At 38.7% G+C, this 23,619-nt stretch carries 18 protein-coding genes; 17 read left to right on the top strand and 1 reads right to left on the bottom strand.

Features of this window, described 5'->3' with window-relative positions; genetic code table 11:
- Window positions 1-44 precede the first annotated feature (44 nt).
- On the top strand, window positions 45-1,604 hold the full coding sequence (rny, locus tag GZH82_RS08375; RefSeq protein ID WP_019165445.1) for a ribonuclease Y: 1,560 nt from the start codon (window positions 45-47) through the stop codon (window positions 1,602-1,604).
- A 170-nt stretch (window positions 1,605-1,774) separates the two neighbouring features.
- Here the strand turns inward: rny and GZH82_RS08370 are convergent, their stop codons facing one another.
- On the bottom strand, window positions 1,775-1,993 hold the full coding sequence (locus tag GZH82_RS08370; RefSeq protein WP_096540850.1) for a hypothetical protein: 219 nt from the start codon (window positions 1,991-1,993) through the stop codon (window positions 1,775-1,777).
- Between the two features lie 198 nt (window positions 1,994-2,191).
- Between GZH82_RS08370 and GZH82_RS08365 the strand changes: the two genes are divergently transcribed.
- From GZH82_RS08365 to GZH82_RS08290, 16 genes are all read left to right on the top strand, one after another.
- The gene (locus tag GZH82_RS08365) at window positions 2,192-2,572 is read left to right on the top strand and encodes an ArsR/SmtB family transcription factor (protein ID WP_162682108.1); all 381 of its coding nucleotides are present in this window, start codon (window positions 2,192-2,194) and stop codon (window positions 2,570-2,572) included.
- The gene (locus GZH82_RS08360; protein WP_162682107.1) at window positions 2,556-4,730 is read left to right on the top strand and encodes a heavy metal translocating P-type ATPase; all 2,175 of its coding nucleotides are present in this window, start codon (window positions 2,556-2,558) and stop codon (window positions 4,728-4,730) included. Before GZH82_RS08365 ends, GZH82_RS08360 begins: the two co-directional genes overlap by 17 nt.
- 329 nt (window positions 4,731-5,059) lie before the next feature.
- Window positions 5,060-5,854 (top strand): TIGR00282 family metallophosphoesterase, encoded by a 795-nt coding sequence (locus GZH82_RS08355; RefSeq protein ID WP_162682106.1) that lies wholly within the window; start codon window positions 5,060-5,062, stop codon window positions 5,852-5,854.
- 151 nt (window positions 5,855-6,005) lie between these two features.
- Window positions 6,006-7,766, top strand: a complete 1,761-nt coding sequence (locus GZH82_RS08350; RefSeq protein ID WP_162682105.1) for a 2-oxoacid:acceptor oxidoreductase subunit alpha — start codon at window positions 6,006-6,008, stop codon at window positions 7,764-7,766.
- Window positions 7,767-8,633, top strand: a complete 867-nt coding sequence (locus GZH82_RS08345) for a 2-oxoacid:ferredoxin oxidoreductase subunit beta (protein WP_162682104.1) — start codon at window positions 7,767-7,769, stop codon at window positions 8,631-8,633.
- Window positions 8,634-8,905: 272 nt separating this feature from the next.
- Window positions 8,906-9,205, top strand: a complete 300-nt coding sequence (locus GZH82_RS08340) for a thiamine-binding protein (RefSeq protein WP_162682103.1) — start codon at window positions 8,906-8,908, stop codon at window positions 9,203-9,205.
- 103 nt (window positions 9,206-9,308) lie between these two features.
- A complete protein-coding gene (miaB, locus tag GZH82_RS08335) occupies window positions 9,309-10,859 on the top strand; it encodes a tRNA (N6-isopentenyl adenosine(37)-C2)-methylthiotransferase MiaB (RefSeq protein ID WP_162682102.1) in 1,551 nt (516 codons plus the stop codon).
- On the top strand, window positions 10,860-11,237 hold the full coding sequence (locus GZH82_RS08330) for a YlbF family regulator (protein ID WP_162682101.1): 378 nt from the start codon (window positions 10,860-10,862) through the stop codon (window positions 11,235-11,237).
- Window positions 11,238-11,292: 55 nt separating this feature from the next.
- Window positions 11,293-11,802 (top strand): energy coupling factor transporter S component ThiW, encoded by a 510-nt coding sequence (thiW, locus tag GZH82_RS08325; RefSeq protein WP_162682100.1) that lies wholly within the window; start codon window positions 11,293-11,295, stop codon window positions 11,800-11,802.
- Window positions 11,803-12,698: 896 nt separating this feature from the next.
- On the top strand, window positions 12,699-15,296 hold the full coding sequence (gene mutS, locus GZH82_RS08320; protein WP_162682099.1) for a DNA mismatch repair protein MutS: 2,598 nt from the start codon (window positions 12,699-12,701) through the stop codon (window positions 15,294-15,296).
- Window positions 15,297-15,310: 14 nt separating this feature from the next.
- Window positions 15,311-17,251 (top strand): DNA mismatch repair endonuclease MutL, encoded by a 1,941-nt coding sequence (mutL, locus tag GZH82_RS08315; protein WP_162682098.1) that lies wholly within the window; start codon window positions 15,311-15,313, stop codon window positions 17,249-17,251.
- Between the two features lie 11 nt (window positions 17,252-17,262).
- Complete coding sequence (locus tag GZH82_RS08310) at window positions 17,263-17,796, top strand: glycerol-3-phosphate responsive antiterminator (protein WP_162682097.1); 534 nt, start codon at window positions 17,263-17,265, stop codon at window positions 17,794-17,796.
- A 27-nt stretch (window positions 17,797-17,823) separates the two neighbouring features.
- Window positions 17,824-18,852 (top strand): S66 family peptidase, encoded by a 1,029-nt coding sequence (locus tag GZH82_RS08305; protein WP_162682096.1) that lies wholly within the window; start codon window positions 17,824-17,826, stop codon window positions 18,850-18,852.
- 235 nt (window positions 18,853-19,087) lie between these two features.
- The gene (locus GZH82_RS08300) at window positions 19,088-19,903 is read left to right on the top strand and encodes an MIP/aquaporin family protein (RefSeq protein WP_162682095.1); all 816 of its coding nucleotides are present in this window, start codon (window positions 19,088-19,090) and stop codon (window positions 19,901-19,903) included.
- 298 nt (window positions 19,904-20,201) lie between these two features.
- A complete protein-coding gene (gene glpK, locus GZH82_RS08295; RefSeq protein ID WP_162682094.1) occupies window positions 20,202-21,701 on the top strand; it encodes a glycerol kinase GlpK in 1,500 nt (499 codons plus the stop codon).
- A 129-nt stretch (window positions 21,702-21,830) separates the two neighbouring features.
- The gene (locus GZH82_RS08290) at window positions 21,831-23,501 is read left to right on the top strand and encodes a glycerol-3-phosphate dehydrogenase/oxidase (protein ID WP_162682093.1); all 1,671 of its coding nucleotides are present in this window, start codon (window positions 21,831-21,833) and stop codon (window positions 23,499-23,501) included.
- Window positions 23,502-23,619 lie beyond the last annotated feature (118 nt).

Genomic DNA, 23,619 nt, shown 5'->3' with positions numbered 1-23,619 from the left:
TTATTAACATACAGAACGAAATCCTAGAAAAAGGAGGTGTTTGTGTGAATTTATTAAGCCTCTTACTCATTTTGCTGGGTATCATTCTAGGAGTTGTTGTAGGGTATTTTATCGCCCAAAACTTGATTTACCAAAAGCAGTTGCAAGCTAAGCAAACTGCGAAAGATATTCTTGAACAAGCAAACAAAGAAGCAGAAAACCTTAAAAAAGAGAAGTTAATCGAAGCGAAAGAAGAAAACCAAATTCTCCGAGAACGTGCTGAAAACGAACTTAGAGAACGACGTACTGAGCTTCAAAGGCAAGAATCCCGACTTCTTCAAAAAGAGGAAAACTTGGAGCGGAAATCTGATCTACTCGATAAGAAGGATGAGATTTTAGAGCAAAAAGAATCTAAACTTGAAGAAAGACAACAACAAGTAGATGCAAAAGAGAGTAGTGTTCAATCGATAATAATGAAGCACGAACAAGAACTAGAACGCATCTCCGGTCTCACACAAGAAGAAGCACGTAAAGAACAATTATCACGTGTAGAAGATGAGTTGTCACAAGATATTGCAGTACTTGTTAAAGAAAAAGAAAATGAAGCAAAAGAAAAAGTAAACCAAAATGCTAAAGAGTTGCTCGCTACAGTAGTGCAACGTTTTGCTGCAGATCATACTTCTGAATCAACAGTTTCAGTTGTAAACTTGCCTAATGATGAAATGAAAGGACGAATTATCGGTCGTGAAGGTCGAAATATTCGTACGTTAGAAACGCTTACAGGTATTGATTTAATTATTGATGATACGCCAGAAGCAGTTATTTTATCAGGTTTTGATCCGATTCGTCGAGAAATTGCGAAAACAGCATTAATTAATCTAGTGTCAGATGGGCGTATTCATCCTGGACGCATAGAAGATATGGTTGAAAAATCAAGACGTGAAGTAGACGAAATTATTCGTGACGCTGGTGAACATGCAACATTCGAATTAAATGTTCATAATATGCATCCAGATTTGATTAAAATATTAGGTCGTATGCATTACCGTACAAGTTACGGCCAAAATGTATTGAAACATTCTATTGAAGTTGCGCATCTGTCAGGTATGCTTGCTGCAGAACTGAATGAAGATGTGACATTAGCGAAACGTGCAGGTTTATTACATGATATTGGTAAGGCCATTGACCATGAAGTGGAAGGCAGTCACGTAGAAATCGGTGTTGAGTTAGCCAAAAAATATGGCGAACCTGAAACAGTGATTAATGCGATACATTCTCATCATGGTGATGTGGAGCCAACTTCTATCATCTCAATTTTAGTTGCTGCAGCTGATGCATTATCTGCTGCAAGACCAGGGGCAAGAAAAGAAACATTAGAGAACTACATCAAGCGTTTAGAGCGTTTAGAAGAAATCTCTGAGAATTATGAAGGTGTTGAAAAGGCCTTTGCGATTCAAGCAGGTCGAGAAATTCGCGTTATTGTAGAACCTGATACGATTGATGACTTAAAATCTCACCGTTTAGCGCGAGATATTAAAAATCAAATTGAAGGTGAACTGCAATATCCGGGTCATATCAAAGTGACAGTCGTTCGTGAGACGAGAGCAATTGAATATGCGAAATAATTGCGTATGAAAACGAAAAGCAAGTATCTTTATTAAAGGGTATAAAGATACTTGCTTTTTTATATGCTTTAAATACATGTTGACTTTAACATTAAAACCCGCGCCCATGATAGCGATTGTAAAATTCAAAATCGTTATCAATGAGGATGATTTCAATAAAATTCGATGTCTTATCTATAAAGATTTAATTCTGTCTCTTTCAATTCTTCCAATGCACTTGCGGTATCATAGCAATTTGAAGAAATATTCGTGTAGCGTTCTGCCATACGATATGCGTGGATATACAAATCAATACTTTCTTTCGCTATTTCTTCAGGTTTTAACTTTTTAGACGGATTTGCGCTAACTACAAGTTCTGCAAATTTTTCTGGATCAATATGAATTGACATAAATTAAAAAACATCTCCTAGTTTTTTGTTTTATACATCACTTATGATTGAATCGCACCATAAGTCTTCCTAAAAGTGCATTACCCTCTTCGTTATAAATTAATCATATTTTTCATTCAAACGAACGCTTGAATGATATGCAAAAAGAAGTTATAATTTTAATATAAAATTAATGTATAAAAAGGATATGAAGATGTAATGACTCAAAAAATTGCAACTTGTGATACGTTTAGTATTGACGTTGAAGCTGTACAACAGTCGAAAGAGGAGATTGCCGCTTCGAATATTGAGCAGGTGAGTCGAATGTTTAAGAGTATTGCTGACATTAACCGATCTAAAATCGTGCTCGCGCTTTGCCACCATGATGAATTGTGTGTTTGTGATATTGCGGAAATTTTAAATGTAACCGTAGCCAATGCGTCTCACCACTTGAGATCTCTTTATAAAAACGGCATTGTGACATACCGCAAATCGGGTAAACGTGCATTTTATCGTTTGTATGATGAACATATTCGACAATTGATGATGATATCTATTGAACATAAGAAAGAAGTGGATGAAGATGATTCAAAGTCGTAAAACATACAAAATAGAAGGTTTATCATGCGCCAATTGTGCTGGTAAATTTGAAAGAAATGTCCGAGATCTTGCGTCAGTTGAAGAGGCACAAGTGAATTTTGGTGCTTCAAAAATTTATGTGACGGGCGACACCACTGTTGAAGAATTAGAAGGGGCGGGCGCTTTTGAAAATTTAAAATTGACGTTAGATGATCGGAAAAAGGGTGGTACGAAGGCTGACCAAAGAAAAACGGATCACCCGACATCTTGGTTTGATAAGTCGAAACAATTTTATAAAGCGCATCAATCTATATGTGTGGCGACGTTGTTCATGCTACTTGGTTACATCTCACATTTGATGAGTGGTGAAAACTATGTGATGACGATTTTATTATTCGCTTGTTCGATTTTATTAAGTGGAAGTGCGTTACTCATCCGAGGTGTTAAAAATTTAGTGCATCTCGAATTTGATATGCACACATTGATGATGATTGCGGTCATTGGTGGTGCACTCATCGGTCAATGGGGAGAAGTGGCAGCTGTCGTCATTTTATTTGCGATGAGTGAGGCGCTTGAAACATTTTCTATGGATAAAGCACGTCAGTCGATGCAATCTTTAATGGATATTGCGCCAGATGAAGCGACAGTTTTACGAAATGGCCAATATGTAAAGGTGCCTGTTGATGACATTGTAATCGATGAAACCTTATATATTAAACCGGGACAAAAAATTGCGTTAGATGGTGTTGTAGTCGCTGGGCGTGCTGCAGTTAATCAGGCCGCCATTACAGGTGAGTCGATGCCGGTTGAAAAAGTGGAAGGTGCAGAAGTTTTTGCAGGAACATTGAATGAAGATGGCGTCCTTGAAGTGCGTGTCACGAAAACAGTAGCACATACGACATTAGCGAAAATGATTCAACTCGTTGAAAAAGCTCAATTAAATCAAACACCGGCACAAGCATTTATTGAAAAGTTTGCGCGTTATTATACACCGGCCATTATGGTCATCGCGTTACTTGTTGCGATAGTGCCTCCAGTAGTGTTACATCAATCATTTTTAACGTGGATTTATCAAGGTTTAGCCGTGCTTGTCGTTGGCTGTCCTTGTGCGTTAGTCATTGCAACTCCGATTTCTATCGTATCGAGTATTGGTAATGCAGCGAAAAATGGTGTGCTCATTAAAGGGGGGATTCACCTAGAACAAATGAGTCGTATTCGTGTATTAGCTTTTGATAAAACAGGGACACTGACGATGGGACAACCTGAAGTGACAACTGTTATGACTTTAACAGAAGATCGTGATGACCCCAATTTGATTGCACAAGTTGCAGCAATTGAAAGTCGTTCGGATCATCCGCTTGCACGTGCGATTGTTCGTTATGCACAATCCAATCATCACCATTTTGAACAATATGATGTGACAGATTTTCATTCACAAACAGGTCAAGGTGTGACGGCAAATATTGGCGGGCATCATTTCGTCATTGGACAACCGCAAATGTTTAATGTAGCTCAACCTGCTATGACAACCCAGGTTCAACAATTACAAGAACAAGGGCATACGGTCATTCTCGTGTCAATGGATGATGCGTTACGTATGTTGATTGCTGTGCGTGATGAAGTGCGTGAACAGTCTCAAAAAGCGATACAGATGCTTCGTGAACTTGGCATTCAACACACTGTTATGTTGACAGGAGACAATGAGAAAACAGCACGAGCGATTGCTCAAAGACTTCACATGTCAGATGTTAAAGCAGATCTGATGCCTGTAGATAAATTAAATGAAATTGAACAGCTTAAACAGCAATATAGTACAGTTGCAATGGTCGGTGACGGGGTGAATGACGCACCAGCACTGGCGAGCGCATCAGTTGGCATTGCGATGGGAGGTGCGAGTACAGATACAGCACTTGAGACTGCGGATATTGCCCTCCTCAGTGACGATATGTCGAAATTACCTTTTACGTATCGTTTGAGTCAGAAAACGATGACCATCATTAAGGCGAATATTACCTTTGCGATTGCGATTAAATTATTGGCGTTGTTACTTGTAATTCCAGGTTGGTTAACGTTATGGATTGCCGTATTTTCTGATATGGGGGCAACGTTGATTGTCGCTTTAAATGCCATTCGTTTACTGTATGTTAAAGCGGGTAGGCCTGAAGCTACGACGGATTAAATGATGAATTTGTATTGGCAAATAAAATCTTCAAAATGGCGTTAACGCAGCCTTTATGAAGTATGATGAAGGGGTTAAGTCAACTTCAGGCTATAATTTTGCTCGCATACGTTGACATCGATGGTGAGAACGGTACAATAAAACGTATCAACATACATGTAAAATCGTGATGTAAAGTAGTTCAAGCATGACGATGAACCAGGGACATGTCATGACAATAATGTTAATGGATGTCCCTTTAAAATGTTTTTGCATCTCCCCAATGTAAAGTTTTCTATTTTAAAAACGATATAAAATACAAAGAAGGGGGATTAGAGAGGACGAAAAATATGAGGATTTTATTTATAGGTGATATTGTTGGGAAGGTCGGTCGCCAAACGATTTCAGAGCTGTTGCCGAAACTTAAACAACATTATCGCCCTACGTTAACGATTGTGAATGCTGAAAACGCGGCACACGGCAAAGGGTTAACTGAAAAAATATATAAGCAGTTGTTACGTGAAGGTGTCGATTTTATGACGATGGGTAACCACACGTATGGACAACGTGAAATTTATGACTTTATCCATGAAGCGACACGACTCGTGAGACCTGCCAATTTTCCAGATGAAGCACCAGGTATTGGGATGCGCATCCTTCAACTTAATGCTAAAAAATTGGCAGTCATCAACTTACAAGGGCGTAGTTTTATGCCTATGATTGACGATCCATTTAAAAAAGCAGACCAGTTGATTACAGAAGCTAAAAAAGAGGCAGATTATATTTTTGTCGATTTTCATGCTGAGACGACTTCAGAAAAAAATGCGATGGCGTGGTATTTAGATGGGCGTGTCAGTGCAATTGTGGGCACACATACCCATATTCAAACGTCAGACAACCGTATTTTGCCACAAGGAACGGCATATATTACAGATGTAGGGATGACGGGTTATTACGATGGTATATTAGGTATTAACCGTGATGAAGTCATTAAACGTTTTATTACGAGTTTGCCGCAACGCCATGTCGTACCGGATGAAGGACGAAGCGTGTTGTCAGGTGTCATCATTGATTTGAAAGAAGATGGCACAGCGAAAAAGATTGATCGTATTTTAATTAATGAAGATCATCCATTTGAAGCATAATGAAATAGGTTCGTTAAAAAATGGCTGAATTGTGATATATCCCTATCCGCCATTAGTATGAATTTTTTTCAAACCCACTATTTTGTAGAGCAAATAGTGGGTTATTTTGATAAAATATTGAGTGAATTCAAACGTGTAGGAGGCTAAATCTATGAAATCTCAATTATCATGGAAAGTGGGAGGTCAGCAAGGCGAAGGTATCGAATCAACGGGTGAAATTTTCGCTACTGCTATGAACCGCAAAGGCTATTATTTATACGGTTATCGTCATTTCTCAAGCCGTATTAAAGGTGGTCATACTAATAATAAAATCCGTGTTTCGACAACACCTGTGCATGCCATTAGTGATGATTTAGATATTCTGGTAGCGTTCGACCAAGAAACGATTGTGTTGAACCATCACGAAATGCGTGAAGATAGTGTCATTTTAGCAGATAGTAAGGCAAAACCAGAGAAGCCGGAAGAGAGTAAGGCACAACTTATCGTCCTACCATTTACAGAAGTGGCTAAAGAATTAGGGACGACTTTAATGAAAAACATGGTAGCGATTGGTGCAACAGCAGCATTAATGCACTTGAATACTGATACTTTTGAATCGTTAATTACGAATATGTTCGAGAAAAAAGGTGAAAAAGTAGTCGATTTAAATATTCAAGCATTAAATGAAGGCTATCGTTTAATGCAAGCACAAATGGGTGAAGTGAGCGGTGACTTTGAATTAGAAGAAAGTAGCGGCGTACCTCACCTCTATATGATTGGGAATGATGCGATTGGTTTAGGTGCCATTTCAGCGGGCTCAAGATTTATGGCAGCGTATCCTATCACGCCAGCTTCAGAAGTAATGGAGTATATGATTGACAATTTACCTAAAGTAGGTGGTTCAGTCATTCAAACAGAAGATGAAATTGCAGCTGCAACGATGGCGATTGGTGCAAACTACGGGGGCGTACGTGCCTTTACAGCGTCAGCAGGCCCAGGTTTATCATTAATGATGGAAGCAATTGGTTTATCAGGGATGACTGAAACACCATTTGTAGTCATCAATACGCAACGTGGGGGCCCATCGACAGGTTTACCGACAAAACAAGAACAATCCGATTTAATGCAAATGATTTACGGCACACACGGTGATATTCCGAAAATTGTTCTTGCGCCGACAGATGCAGAAGACGCATTTTACTTAACGGTAGAGGCATTTAACTTAGCTGAAGAATATCAATGTCCAGTTATTTTATTAAGTGATTTACAACTGTCATTAGGTAAGCAAACTGTGAAAGCACTCGACCATTCGAAAATTGAAATTCGTCGAGGCGCAACGATTACTGAAGATATAGAAAGAGACGAGGACGACAAAGATTACTTCAAACGTTATGCTATTACAGAATCTGGTGTGTCACCACGTCCAATTCCAGGTGTTAAAGGCGGCATTCACCATGTGACAGGTGTCGAGCATAATGAAGAAGGTAAGCCGAGTGAAGCGGCAGAAAATCGTCAAAATCAAATGGATAAACGTATGCGCAAGACAGAAAAATTAGTCATTCCAAAACCGGTAGAAGGTACAGCGACACATGATGATGCAGACATTTTATACCTTGGATTTATTTCAACAAAAGGTGCCATCCAAGAAGGGACATCACGTTTAGAACAACAAGGACACCGTATTAACCATTTACAAATTCGACAATTACATCCATTCCCAACAGAAGTCATTCAAGACGCTGTAGATAAAGCGAAAAAAGTCGTTGTTGTCGAACATAACTATCAAGGCCAACTGGCGAATATTATTAAAATGAACGTGAACTTAGGTGACAAACTCGTCAAACAAACGAAATATGACGGTACACCATTTTTACCACACGAAATTGAGCATAAAGGATTAGAAATTTTGAATGCATTAAAGGAGAGAGTGTAATTGGCTACATTTAAAGATTTTAGAAATAATGTGAAACCCAATTGGTGTCCCGGTTGTGGCGACTTCTCAGTACAAGCGGCCATCCAAAAAGCAGCTGCAAACGTTGGATTAGAACCAGATGAAGTGGCACTCATTACAGGGATTGGTTGTTCAGGACGTCTATCAGGTTACGTGAACTCTTACGGTGTCCATTCCATTCATGGGCGTGCATTACCATTAGCACAAGGTGTGAAAATGGCAAACCGTGACCTTACAGTGATTGCTTCTGGTGGTGACGGCGATGGTTATGCTATCGGTATGGGGCATACGATTCATGCGTTACGCCGAAATATGAATATCACTTATATCGTGATGGACAACCAAATTTACGGACTGACTAAAGGACAAACATCACCTTCATCAGCACCAGGATTTGTGACTAAAACAACACCTAAAGGTAATATCGAACAAAACGTTGCGCCATTAGAGCTGGCATTATCATCAGGGGCGACATTTGTTGCACAAGGTTTCTCTAGTGATATTAAAGCGTTAACGAAAATAATTGAAGACGCGATTAATCACGATGGTTTTTCATTTGTAAACGTCTTTTCACCATGTGTCACATACAATAAAATCAATACGTATGACTGGTTTAAAGAGAATTTAACTGCTATTGATGATATTGAAAATTATGACGTCAGCAATAAACAAGCTGCATTACAAACCGTGCTCGAACATGATTCATTAGTCAAAGGGATTGTATACCAAGATACGACAACACCTTCATATGAGTCACAAATTGACGGCTTAGCAGAAACACCATTAGCACATCAAGACTTGAGTTTAACAGAAGAACAGTTTGAGTCATTTACAAAGCAATTTGTATAATAAAAGTATGAAAATTTTAAGCGCATTCACTCAAATTTATTGGATATACGTTATTTTTAGTAAGGCTGGGAGCATATCATCACAACCTCCTAGTCTTATTTTTTTGTGTCAGTTTTTGCTATTAAATGAAAGTGAAGAAAGGTGTAGTTATTTGTAGCCTAAAAATAGAAGTCAAATAAAATGGCAAAAACAAACCCATTGACTGAAAGACCTTTATTTTTGCAACATTATGAAATCAAAGTCATAATAAAATGTATTAAGGAGGTTTTCATATGATAGATACGTTAATGAGCATTCAAATTATCCCGCAAACACCTAATGGAGAAAATGTCATTCCTTTTGTAGATGAAGCCATTAAAGTGATAGATGAATCAGGGTTAAATTATCGCGTCGGACCATTGGAAACAACGATTGAAGGTGACATGAGTAGTTTGTTGATCTTAATTCAAAAAATGAACGAACGTATGGTCGAACTTGAATCACCAAGCATTATTAGCCAAGTGAAGTTTTATCATGTGACTGAAGGAATCAGTATTGAAACGTTGACGGGTAAGTATGACGAAATGGCTTAATCAATTGCACAACTTCAATTGAATTTAGAAGATATCATTTTGCACTTTCCCTAGATTTTTAATATAATGAACTAATGATATATGGGCAGAAAGGGTTTTGCATGTGAATGAAGAACAAAGAAAAGCTGGAACGATTGATGTCTTAGCGCAACGTGACAGTAAAGAAGAAAAAGATTATAGTAAGTATTTTAATTTTGAACACGTTTATCAGCCACCAAGTCTCAAAGATGCGAAAAAACGTGGAAAAGAAACTGTGCAATATAACCGTGATTTCCAAATTGATGAAAAATATCGTGGTATGGGGAAAGGTCGTACATTTTTAATCAAAACATATGGTTGCCAAATGAATGCGCATGATACAGAAGTCATGGCAGGGATTTTGACAGCTCTAGGTTATACACCGACTGAAGATGTGAATACAGCGGACGTCATTTTATTAAATACGTGTGCAATTCGTGAAAATGCGGAAAATAAAGTGTTTGGTGAGATTGGGAACTTAAAGCATATTAAGCAAGAGCGCCCAGATTGCTTAATTGGCGTTTGTGGATGTATGTCACAAGAAGAATCAGTTGTGAATAAAATCTTAAAATCATACCAAAATGTCGATATGATTTTTGGTACGCATAATATTCACCGCTTACCACAAATTTTAGAAGAAGCTTATTTATCTAAAGCAATGGTTGTGGAAGTATGGTCTAAAGAAGGCGATGTTATTGAGAACTTGCCTAAAGTACGTCAAGGCCGTATTAAAGCATGGGTGAACATTATGTATGGTTGTGACAAGTTTTGTACATATTGTATTGTGCCATTTACGCGTGGTAAAGAGCGTAGTCGTCGCCCGCAAGATATTATTGAAGAAGTGCGTGATTTAGCGCGTCAAGGTTATCAAGAGATTACATTGCTCGGTCAAAACGTGAATGCATACGGGAAAGACATAGAAGATATTGAGTATGGTTTAGGCGATTTATTGGCGGACATTTCAAAAATTGATATTCCGCGTGTTCGTTTTACTACAAGCCATCCATGGGACTTTACAGACCGTATGATTGAAGTCATTGCTGAAGGTGGTAATATTGTGCCACACATTCACTTGCCGGTTCAATCAGGTAATGATCAAGTGTTGAAAATTATGGGGCGTAAATATACACGTGAAAGCTATCTTGATCTCGTGTCACGTATTAAAGCAGCCATGCCAGATGTCGCATTAACAACAGACATAATTGTAGGTTATCCAAACGAAACAGAAGCACAATTTGAAGAAACGTTATCTTTATATGAAGCAGTCAGTTTCGAACACGCTTATACGTATCTTTATTCGCAACGTGACGGTACACCTGCTGCTAAAATGAAAGACAATGTACCGACTGAAGTGAAGAAAGAGCGTTTACAGCGTTTAAATCGTCTTGTAGGTGAATATTCTTCACGTGCATTAAAAGCGTATGAAGGTGAAACAGTTCGCGTATTATGTGAAGGTGCAAGTAAAAAAGATGAAGCAGTTTTAGCGGGTTATACTGAAAAGAACAAATTAGTTAACTTCCGTGCACCAAAATCTGTTATCGGTAAAATTGTAGATGTAAAAATTGTTGAAGCGAAACAATATTCATTAAATGGTGAATTTGTTGGCGTGAGTGAACCTACGATGGTGACTGTGTAAATGGACTCTCGTGAGATGATTTTGGAAGCGGCTCAAAAGTTAAGTGCATCCATTCAATCATTAGAAACGATACAACATTACCAACGTATCGAAACACAAATTCATCAAAATGAGCAAATTTCGCAATACATGGCAGAGTTAAAGCAAAATCAAAAGCAATCCGTCAATCTACAAAATTACGATAAACCTGTAGCATTTGCGCGCTCTGAAGAAAAAATTGAAGAAATACAAACAAAAATTGATGAAATCCCAATTGTGAATGAATTTAAAACGGCACTACAAGAAGCAAACGAATTGTTGCACGTTGTGATTGGGACTTTATCAGCTAGAATTGAACAAGAAAACATCGAGGCTGGGGACGATCAAACACACGAATGACATATGTGGATACAGTGGTCAAATAAGTCCTCAGCCCTGTCGGAGAGTGATAAGTTTGAACACACGTAAACTAACACTGACCGCTCTCTTTATTGCAGTCAATGTTGTATTAAGTACAGTGATTGTCATACCATTAGGGGCGATTAAAGCAGCACCTGTACAACATTTCGTGAATGTACTCAGCGTCGTCATTCTTGGACCATGGTATGGACTCGCGCAAGCATTTTTATCATCTAGCATACGCGTAATGTTTGGTACGGGGACACCGTTTGCCTTTCCAGGAAGCATGATTGGTGTCTTACTCGGAAGTTTATTTTACTATGTGAACCGTCACCTGTTTGTCGCCGCAATTGGTGAAGTGATTGGCACAGGTATCATTGGAAGTTTAGTTTGTATTCCACTCGCTTGGATTTTAAATGTAGATCACTTTTTAATCAAACCTTTAATGGCGGCGTTTATCGTTTCAAGCTTGATCGGTGCATCCGTGAGTTATGCGTTGCTCATTTTGTTGAAACGACGAGGTGTATTGAAGCATTTAGATTTAAATCGAAAGTATCGAAAATAACAATTGAACGATGAAAGCAGTGTGTTTGGGTAGGATTGACTTAGAAGCAGAACACATGATAAATGAGGGGCTGGGGGCTTAAACAACGCGTTTATACTCTCAGCCTTTTATGCTTAATCTTCTTATTGGTTGATTTTAAGTTTGCTGAACTTTCCAGTTTGCAGAATCATTCCTCGCGTTCCTAGGGGCTGACCCTACAACTAACCAACGCTTTGATTGTAATGATACATTGACGGAAGCATTGGTGGATTTTCCGGGTCAGCTGTTCCCTCAGGAGTCTCGGAAGATTCTTGCAAACTTGGATGGTTTCACCAATCAGATGATCAGTGAAAGGCTGAGAGTGATATTGAATGGGATGAAAAAATATGGTGCTGGACCATATTTGCTTTCCCAGGGGCTAGCACCTCAACTCAATTTGGCTTGATAGAAGTGTACATTTGATGGAAGCCGAATTGGATTTTCGGGAGCAGTACAGAAATCTGATGTGCAACAAAGATTTCGTCGTACTGCCTCCGCAAGGCTGACTAGATTTCTCAAAAGCATAGGCATTGAGAAGTCAGACAGCTACTGTGTTAAACAGTCACCACTCAAAAGAATGAAGAGACGATTGTAAGGTTTATACGCTATGACCTCGGGAGTCGCGTACGGTTCTTGCAATCTAGAATATGTGCAATCAATAAAATAATCGGCTAAAATCTGAGCAAATTTTTGAATGGTAGGAAAATGAGAAGTGCTGGATTTTTCAATAGTGATTAAATTGTCAAGCACGGCTGTACATAAATGTTTTTTGCTGGAATGCACGATTTTATCATTATAGTTACGAACAATCATACATAGATAGCTGCTTTTGTAGCACACTGATACATAAACTCTAATAAAAGGAATGTGAGAAATATATGTCAAATGTCACGCCAATGATGAAGCAATACTTGAGTATTAAAGCACAACATCAAGATGCTTTGCTGTTTTTTAGACTTGGTGATTTTTATGAGATGTTTTATGATGATGCGATTACGGCGTCTCGTATACTTGAAATTACATTAACGAAACGCGACGCTAAAAAAGATAATCCGATTCCAATGGCAGGTGTTCCTTATCATTCTGCAGATAGTTATATTGAAACATTAATTCAGAATGGGTATAAAGTCGCGATTTGTGAACAAATGGAAGATCCGCGCCAAGTGAAAGGGATGGTCAAACGTGAGGTTGTTCGTGTCATTACGCCAGGTACGGTGATGGAAAAAGGTGGCGTGGATGATACACAAAACAACTACATTTTAAGTTTTGTAAAAGCGGACGACTATGCGTTAAGCTATTGTGATGTGTCCACTGGAGAATTAAAAGTGACGCATTTTGAAGATGAAAGTACATTAATTAATGAAATTACAACGATTCGTCCAAATGAAATTGTCGTGACTGAACCTTTATCAGAAGCGTTACAACGTCAATTGAATATGATTACAGAAACGATTACTGTCGTTGAACAAGTGTCAGATCAAAATTCTGCAGTGAACGGTTTGTCACATCCTTTAATGCATCAAGCGGTACAAATTGTGTTAGATTATATTTATGATACGCAAAAACGAGATATGTCTCATATTGAAGCGGCTATTGAATATAAAGCACTCGACTACATGAAAATGGATTACTATGCGAAACGTAATCTTGAATTAACGGAAAGCATTCGTTTGAAGTCGAAAAAAGGGACATTACTTTGGTTAATGGATAAGACGAAAACACCTATGGGCGCCAGAAGGTTGAAACAGTGGATTGATCGCCCGCTCATTCAACAAGCTGAAATTGCTCAACGTCATGATGCAGTGGATCAATTTTTACATTATTTCATTGAGCGTGATACATTACGTGATTATTTAACGGAAGTATATGACATTGAAAGACTTGTCGGACGTGTCAGCTTTGGAAACGTCAACGCGAAAGATTTAGTACAACTCAAACATTCTATTGCACAAATTCCAGCGATTAAAGCGTTATTGCAATCGATTGAACATGAAGCCATTGCCCATTTTAACGCTTTAGAACCACTGGATGACTTACTACAAGTGTTGTCAGACAGTCTTGTCGATGAACCACCGCTCTCAGTGAAAGAAGGCGGTTTGTTTAAATCAGGGTTTAATGAAGAACTCGATCAGTATTTGGATGCTTCGAAAAATGGTAAACAATGGTTGGCGCAATTGCAAGCACAAGAACGTGAACGCACAGGCATTAAATCTTTGAAAATTAGTTTTAATAAAGTGTTTGGATATTATATTGAAATTACACGTGCCAATTTATCACAATTCGACCCGAGTGCATTTGGTTATGAACGTAAACAAACATTATCAAATGCAGAACGTTTTATTACGGATGAATTGAAAGAAAAAGAAGCAATCATTCTCGGTGCTCAAGATAAAGCGATTGAACTCGAATATCAATTGTTCGTGGCGTTACGTGAAAAGGTGAAAACTTATATTGAGCGTTTGCAACAACAAGCAAAAATTATTTCAGAAATTGACTGTTTACAAAGTTTTGCAGAAATTGCGCAACAGTATAATTACGTGCGTCCACAATTTAGTGAGGATAAAACATTAAACTTGGTCGATTCACGCCATCCCGTTGTTGAACGTGTGATGGACTATAATGATTATGTGCCAAATGATTGTCTGTTAAACACAGAACAGTTCATTTATTTAATAACTGGGCCGAACATGTCAGGTAAATCAACGTATATGCGTCAAGTTGCGATTATTAGTATTATGGCACAGATGGGCGCTTTCATTCCGTGTCAATCCGCGACGTTACCGATTTTTGATCAAATTTTTACCCGTATTGGTGCTGCCGATGATTTAGTGTCTGGTAAAAGTACGTTCATGGTCGAAATGTTAGAAGCGCAAAAAGCTTTAAAATATGCGACAGCTGACAGTTTAATTATTTTTGATGAAATTGGACGTGGTACTTCGACATATGATGGCTTAGCTTTAGCACAAGCGATGATTGAATATGTTGCAGAAACCTCACAAGCGAAGACGTTATTTTCAACGCATTATCATGAATTGACTGAGCTTGAACAACATTTGCCAAGCCTGAAAAATGTACACGTGGCGGCGGATGAATATCAAGGTGAACTTATCTTCTTGCATAAAGTGAAAGATGGTGCGGTCGCGAACAGTTACGGCATTCAAGTGGCACAACTCGCAGACCTACCAGAACAAGTCATTTCACGTGCGCAAGTGATTTTGGATACTTTTGAAGCGCATGAAAAAGCTCAGGTGACGTACACATCGACCGTTGACCAAAAACAAGTCAGTCCAACAAGTATGAAAGCGTCGACAGTTGCTGAAGAGACGCTTCAATTTGAACAGCCGACGTTTGATTTGTTTACGTCTAAAGCTGAAGCGAGTGAAATTGAACTCGAGATTAAACAAATGAATATCTCTCAAATGACACCGATTGAAGCATTAGTGAAATTAAGCGAACTCCAAAATAAATTACAATAGAAGGTGAAGAGCTTATGGGTATCATTAGAACGTTACACACCTCATTAGCGAATAAAATTGCAGCCGGTGAAGTGGTCGAACGGCCAAGTTCTGTCGTGAAAGAGTTGTTAGAAAATAGTATTGATGCAGGCGCGACTGAAGTTAATATTGAAGTGTTGGAATCAGGGGTTGCCTCCATTCGTGTAGTCGATAATGGCTCGGGTATTTTACAAGATGATTTAGGGCTTGTATTTCATCGACATGCGACGAGTAAATTAGTTGAAGATGATGACCTGTTCCATATTCGTACGTTAGGTTTCCGTGGTGAGGCACTGGCGAGTATTGCTTCTGTCGCAAAAGTGACGCTACAAACATCGACGGACGGTGTGGAAGGTTATGAAGTTTATGCTGAAGAAGGGGAAATCATTTCAGAAAAACCTGCCAAAGCGCGAAAAGGCACAGACATTCGTGTAGATGCACTATTTTATAATACGCCAGCACGATTGAAATATATTAAAAGTTTATACACAGAACTGGGCAAAATTACAGATATTGTCAACCGTATGGCAATGAGTCATCCGAATATTCGCATAGCCTTATCGAATGATGGAAAGAGGATTTTACAGACGAATGGTTCAGGACGTACGAATGAAGTGATGGCTGAAATCTACGGTATGAAAGTCGCGCGTGATTTAATCCGCATTGAAGGGGATACAAGTGACTATCATTTAACAGGTTATGTCGCGAAACCGGAACATTCTAGAAGCAACCGTCACTACATTTCATTGTTTATAAATGGTCGTTATATTAAAAATTTTTTATTAAACAAAGCTGTACAAGAAGGCTATCATACGCTCATGATGATAGGACGTTATCCGATTGTCTATTTAAATATTGAAATGGATCCGATTTTAGTTGATGTGAATGTGCATCCGACAAAATTAGAAGTACGATTGTCGAAAGAAGAGCAGTTGTTTGATTTAATTGTAGAGAAAATTCGTGAAGCGTTTAAAGACCAATTGCTTATTCCGAAAAATGATTTGAAATCAAAATATGAGCCGAAAAAAGTTCTAGAACAATTTGAACAACAAAAAATGGCATTTGATCAACAACAAGCATCACAAACAGAGACATCATCTTCAAACAAAGAAATGACGATTGACGAAGAACCAGCACCATACACACATACAACAGAAACGCCAGAAACGGCTGAAACACCAGCAACATCAGAACTAAACGATGATTACGCTGAACGTCAACGTGCATTGTTAAATGATTTGTTGGATGTGCCATCGACTCCAAATCAAGGAGAGACGACTGACGATATTTCAGAGGAAGCAACCGTTTCTGAAGTTCAACAAAACGATCCACAGCCATCCGACAAACCAAAGCGACGTGTGCCATACATGGAAATTGTAGGTCAAGTCCACGGTACGTATATTATTGCTCAAAATGATGAAGGCATGTTTTTGATTGACCAACATGCAGCACAAGAGCGGATTAAATATGAGTATTATCGGGACAAAATTGGTGAAGTGAACAATGAAAATCAAAGTTTACTCATTCCATTAACTTTTAACTTTTCAAAAGATGAGCAACTGATTATTGAACAACATCTTGACCAGTTACGAGAAGCAGGCATCTTTTTAGAACCATTCGGCGGTCATGATTACATTGTTGACAGTTATCCTGTATGGTTCCCGCAAGAAAACGTAGAAGAAATGATTAATGACATGATTGAGTATGTGATTCGTCATAAAAAGGTAGATATTGCGAAATTTAGAGAAGAAGCAGCGATTATGATGAGCTGTAAAAGATCAATTAAAGCCAATCATTATCTTAAACTGAATGAAATGGCTGACTTAATCAATCAATTAGGCGAAATGGAAGATCCGTTCACTTGTCCGCATGGCAGACCGGTCATTATTAATTTTTCGAATTACGAGTTAGAACGGTTATTTAAAAGGATTCAATAAAGGAGGACGTCATGAAGCCACATATTTTACCAGCGATACGATCGACGAAAGATTTAGAAAAGTTATTGAAAACAGATTATGAAACGTGTGTCCTACTAGATACGCATATCGGTCATTTGAATGGCATTATGAAATTAATTAGCCAATATCAGGTAAAACCGTTTATGCATATCGATTTAATCAAAGGGATGAGTCATGACGAGTATGCTTGTGAATATATTATCCAAACTTATCGTCCACGTGGTATCGTGTCGACAAAAACAAAAGTGATTAAAAAGGCAAAAGCATTAGGTGTTGTAACAATTTTTCGTGTGTTTATTATCGATAGTCATGCATTAGAGCGCAGTATCGAACTCATTCAACGGATAGAACCGGATTATGTTGAAGTGTTGCCGGGCATTGCAGATAAAGTGATTCAAGAGATTCATCAAAAAACAGGCACAGCGGTTATTGCAGGTGGCTTAATTAACACATCAGAAGAAGTTGAACGTGCTATCAATAGTGGTGCTGCTTACATTACGACAAGCGATAAATCATTATGGTAAAAGCTATATGAACAAAGGGGGATTGTGATGATTAAACCACAGAAATTAAAAAAAGGGGATACGATTGCGATTGTTTCACCTTCGTCAGGATTGGCCGGTGAACCTCAAATTCGTTGGCGGACGGAACAAGGGATTGAGAACATTCAAGCACTCGGTTATCGTGTCAAAGTGATGGACAATAGCTTAAATGGAATCGCGTGGAATTTTGAGCATCCGAAAGAACGGGCCGAAATTCTTACAGCGGCATTTGCTGATCCTGAAGTACAAGCGATCTTATGTACAATTGGTGGTTATGAGTCTGTGCGCATTATTCCATTTTTAGATAATGAAGTCATACGTCAACATCCTAAAATTTTCATCGGTTATTCTGACATTACGCCACTTCATTTACACATGTACAAGCTGGGTATCACCTCTTTTTACGGACCAGCATTACTCACTGATTTTGCGGAAAATGTTGAATTGGATGCATATACAGTGGAGCATTTATTTTCAGCGATAGGCGATGCACAACCCATTGGCGCCATTTCAACTTCTGATGAGGTGCGTGTGTTCGGATTACGTTGGGATGAAGAGAAGCGCCATATTGCACGTGAAAAGATTCCTAATGGTGATTATATGCACATTAGCGGTCACGGTACAGTGAAAGGTCAGCTCATCGGTGGGTGTTTCGAGTCATTAGATAAACTGAGGGGTACCCCATATTTTCCGGACCTCGAACAGTTCAAAGGGAAGATTCTATTTTTAGAAACGTCGGAAGTGCAAGTGGATCCTATGAGTTTTGATGAAACATTACGTGCATTCGGTCTAATGCGTATTTTTGATGTTGTAGCGGGAATCGTGTTGGGACGTCCTCAAAATGGTGTCCATCAAGAAGCATATCATGACAAATTGCGCCTCATTATGAAGGAGTTTCATCAAGAAGCACTACCCGTTATAGGCAATGCAAGTTTTGGACATAACGAGCCGAAATGTACATTACCCTATGGCGTTCAAGCCACATTATCAGCAGATACGTTGATGTTAAGTATTGACGAAGCTGCGGTAGTGGATTAAACCTCCAATAGTTGTCATATTTAAAAAGCAAAATTGAAAATAATTGTGAAAGTGCATTGTTGCAGTATAAAAAATATTGATATTATTAATAGGATCTTAAATGTTGACAACGCTTTCACGTCATTGTAATATTATCTCAAGTTGATATTTAGCTAGAGACTAGGAGACTTCTGCTCGCGTTTGAATTTTTTCATGCGGATTGGAGTCTCTTTCTATTTAAAGGGAGGAAAAAAGAATGAACGTCTATTTAGCCGAATTTTTCGGAACAGCATTGCTCTTACTCATGGGTGGCGGTGTTGTTGCAAACGTGAATTTGAAAAAAACAAATGCGAATGGCGCTGATTGGATTGTTATCGCTATTGGTTGGGGTCTCGGTGTAACGTTAGGTGTTTACGCTGTTGGGCAAATTTCTGGCGCACACTTAAACCCTGCTGTAACATTAGCGTTAGCCATGAACGGTGACTTTGCTTGGGCACAAGTACCAGGCTATATCATTGCGCAATTAATCGGGGGTGTGTTCGGGGGCATGCTCACTTGGTTAATGTACTTACCACACTGGCGTGCAACTGAAGATCAAGCGACAAAATTAGGTGTTTTCGCAACTGGTCCAGCTTTAAAAAACTATACAGCGAACTTTATTTCTGAGATTATCGGAACAGCTGTACTAACTTCTGGCTTATTATACATTGGTGCCAATAAATTTACTGATGGTTTAAATCCATTAATTGTAGGTGCGCTGATCGTTGCGATTGGTTTAAGTTTAGGTGGTACAACTGGTTATGCCATTAACCCTGCACGTGACCTAGGTCCTCGTATTGCACATGCTATCTTGCCAATCACTGGTAAAGGTGGTAGCGGTTGGGGTTATGCGATTGTACCTATTCTTGGCCCAATGGTGGGTGGTATGTTAGGTGCCGTCCTTTATCGCCTTGCATTTAAAGGTATTTTTGATGTATGGACAATCGTGACTTTGATTGCTATAGTTTTAACATTATCATTAGGTGTCGCTATGAATAAAAAAGCACCTAAAGATGAAATTGCTAAAATTTAACGCAATGAAATATTTCAAAAAGATATAGAAAGAATTGGAATGACGAGGTTTCTATCGTTTTTCGACTATGATTGATGGAGGCCTGGTCATTCTTGTCGAATTGAGAAGCATCTGTATGCCTTATGAGATGTTAAAGTGAAGCATACGGTGATTTAATCAATAGACATCCAGCCGAATGTTTAAAGTAGGACTGAAAGTGGCTAAATATATAAAGAACTTTTACTGAAAAACAGATCATGAATGATATATAACAAGTTAATAATGACATAGAGATGAAGAGTTGAGAGGAGACAATATTATGGGAAATTACATCTTATCTATTGACCAAGGTACAACAAGCTCAAGAGCGATTCTATTTAATGAGGAAGGGGAAATCGTCGGTGTAGCACAACGTGAATTTAAACAACATTTCCCAAAATCAGGTTGGGTAGAACACGATGCGAATGAAATTTGGTCATCAGTCTTATCAGTCATGGCATCCGTGATGACTGAAAACAACGTATCTGCAAATGAAATTAAAGGGATCGGTATTACCAACCAACGTGAAACAACGGTGGTTTGGGATAAAGAAACAGGTCGTCCGATTTATAACGCAATCGTATGGCAATCTCGTCAAACGCAACCGATTTGTGACGCTTTAAAACAAGAAGGTCATGAACAAACATTTAGAGATAAAACAGGTTTATTACTCGATCCATACTTCTCAGGAACAAAAGTTAAATGGATTCTTGACAAAGTTGACGGTGCACGTGAAAAAGCTGCAAAAGGCGAGATTTTATTCGGTACAATCGATACCTGGCTTGTTTGGAAGTTATCAGGTGGTCGTGCGCATGTGACAGACTATTCTAATGCGAGTCGTACGTTAATGTACAACATCCATGAATTAAAATGGGATGACGAATTACTTGAATTATTAGATGTCCCTAAAGCGATGTTACCTGAAGTCAAACCATCAAGTGAAATTTATTGTGAAACGATTGATTATCACTTCTTCGGTCAAAACGTACCGATTGCTGGTATTGCAGGTGACCAACAAGCTGCATTATTCGGCCAAGCATGTTTCGAACGTGGTGACGTGAAAAACACTTATGGTACAGGTGGCTTTATGTTAATGAACACAGGTGAAGAAGCGGTTAAATCTGGTAACGGTTTATTAACAACAATTGCTTACGGTATCGATGGTAAAGTGAACTATGCGCTTGAAGGTTCAATCTTCGTATCAGGTTCTGCGATTCAATGGTTAAGAGATGGTCTCCGTATGATTAACTCAGCACCTCAATCAGAAGACTATGCGAAACGTGTCGATTCAACTGAAGGTGTGTATGTGGTACCTGCATTTGTTGGTCTAGGTACACCATATTGGGATTCTGATGCACGTGGCGCTATTTTCGGTTTGACACGTGGTACTGAAAAAGAACACTTTATCCGTGCGACATTAGAATCATTATGTTATCAAACACGTGACGTCATCGAAGCGATGGCACAAGACTCAGGCATCGAAGTGAATAGTTTACGTGTTGACGGTGGCGCAGTGAAAAATAATTTCTTAATGCAGTTCCAATCAGACTTATTAAACATTGAAGTTGAACGTCCAGAAATCAATGAAACAACAGCACTTGGCGCAGCATACTTAGCAGGTATTGCGACAGGTTTCTGGAAAGATAAATCTGAAATTCAAAGACATTGGAAATTAGAAAAATCTTTCGAACCAGAAATGGATCAAAAAGAAAGCAATCGTTTATACAAAGGATGGAAAAAAGCAGTAGAAGCAACGCAAGTTTTTAAATTAGACGAATAATAACCCGTGTGATATACTTGAGTTAAGTTAATAACTTCACGCGAGATAGTGGGAGACTTTGTACGTACAACTTGATGAAAGTATGTAGGTGGAGTCTCTCTTTTTTATGAAATTAGGAGGCGAAAGTATATGAGATTATCAACTTTGAAAAGAGATGCGGTTAAAAAACGTATGCAAAATGAAGCGTATGACCTGATTGTTATCGGGGGCGGCATTACAGGTGCAGGTATCGCTTTAGACGCAACTGCTAGAGGTATGAAAGTTGCATTAGTGGAAATGCAAGACTTTGCACAAGGTACAAGTTCACGTTCAACAAAATTAGTACACGGTGGACTTCGTTATTTAAAACAATTACAAGTCGGCGTCGTAGCTGAAACAGGTAAAGAACGTGCCATTGTATATGAAAATGGACCACACGTGACGACACCTGAATGGATGTTATTACCGATGCATAAAGGCGGTACATTCGGTAAGTTCTCAACTTCTATCGGTTTAGCAATGTATGACCGTTTAGCAGGTGTTAAAAAATCTGAACGTAAAAAAATGTTGAGCAAAAAAGAAACTTCTGCTAAAGAACCACTCGTGAAACAAGACGGCTTAAAAGGTGGCGGTTACTATGTGGAGTACCGTACTGATGATGCACGTTTAACAATCGAAGTCATGAAAAAAGCGGCAGAACAAGGCGCTGACATTATGAACTACGCGAAAGTGACAAACTTCTTATATGACAATAAAGAAAAAGTAAACGGTGTTGCTGTCGTGGATCGCCTTGGTAACGAAACGTTCGAAATTAAAGGTAAAAAAGTCGTTAACGCAACAGGTCCTTGGGTAGACGAAGTGCGTAGTGCAGACTACTCTAAAAACAACAAACAATTACGTTTAACTAAAGGGGTTCACGTTGTTATCGACCAATCTAAATTCCCATTACGTCAAGCTGTGTACTTTGATACAGAAAAAGACGGTCGTATGATTTTTGCGATTCCACGTGAAGGCAAAGCATATGTAGGAACAACTGACACATTCTATAACAACGATAAATCAAAACCACTTGTAAACCAAGAAGACCGTGATTACTTAGTGGATGCAATCAACTACATGTTTCCAACAGTTCATATTACAGATGCAGATATCGAATCAACTTGGGCTGGGGTACGTCCACTTATTTTTGAAGAAGGTAAAGACCCTTCAGAAATTTCACGTAAAGACGAAATTTGGGAAGGTAAATCAGGCTTGCTTACAATTGCTGGTGGTAAATTGACAGGTTACCGTCACATGGCGCTTGAAATTGTGGATTTAGTTGAAAAACGTCTTAAACAAGAATACAAATTAAAATTTAAAGAAGTTGACACGAAACACATTCCAATTTCTGGTGGAGATGTAGGTGGTAGTGCAAACTTCGAACAATTTGTTGAAGATAAAGTTGCAGCAGCAAAAGCAATGAACTTAGATACAGACTTAGCGCGTCGTCTTGCTACTAAATATGGTTCAAACGTAGATGATTTGTTCGCCATTGCACAAGCAGCACAACATCAAAATACAGGTCTACCATTAGAACTTTATGTTGAATTAGTTTATGGTGTACAAAATGAATTAGTCGTTAAACCAACTGACTTCTTAGTACGTCGTATCGGTGCATTATACTTCGATATCAATACAGTGCTTCGTCATAAAGACACTGTTGTTGATGTATTGGCTGACTTACTTGGTTACGATGTCAACATTAAAGCTGTCTACAAACAAGAATTAGAAGAAGCGATTCAAGAAGCGAGACACGGTCAACATCAACCGGCTGAAAAATAATTGAAGAAATGATAACAAAACGTCTGAGGTGGCATCATCTCAGGCGTTTTATTTTTCCCCATAAACAAAAGAAAACGGCCGATATGTCAAACACCAACCGTTTCTCTATATAAATACT

It is taken from the genome of Staphylococcus sp. MI 10-1553 (assembly GCF_010365305.1).
Lineage (GTDB): Bacteria > Bacillota > Bacilli > Staphylococcales > Staphylococcaceae > Staphylococcus.
Note: the sequence above shows the minus strand (reverse complement) of the source record. Positions and strands in the feature narration are given on the sequence as shown.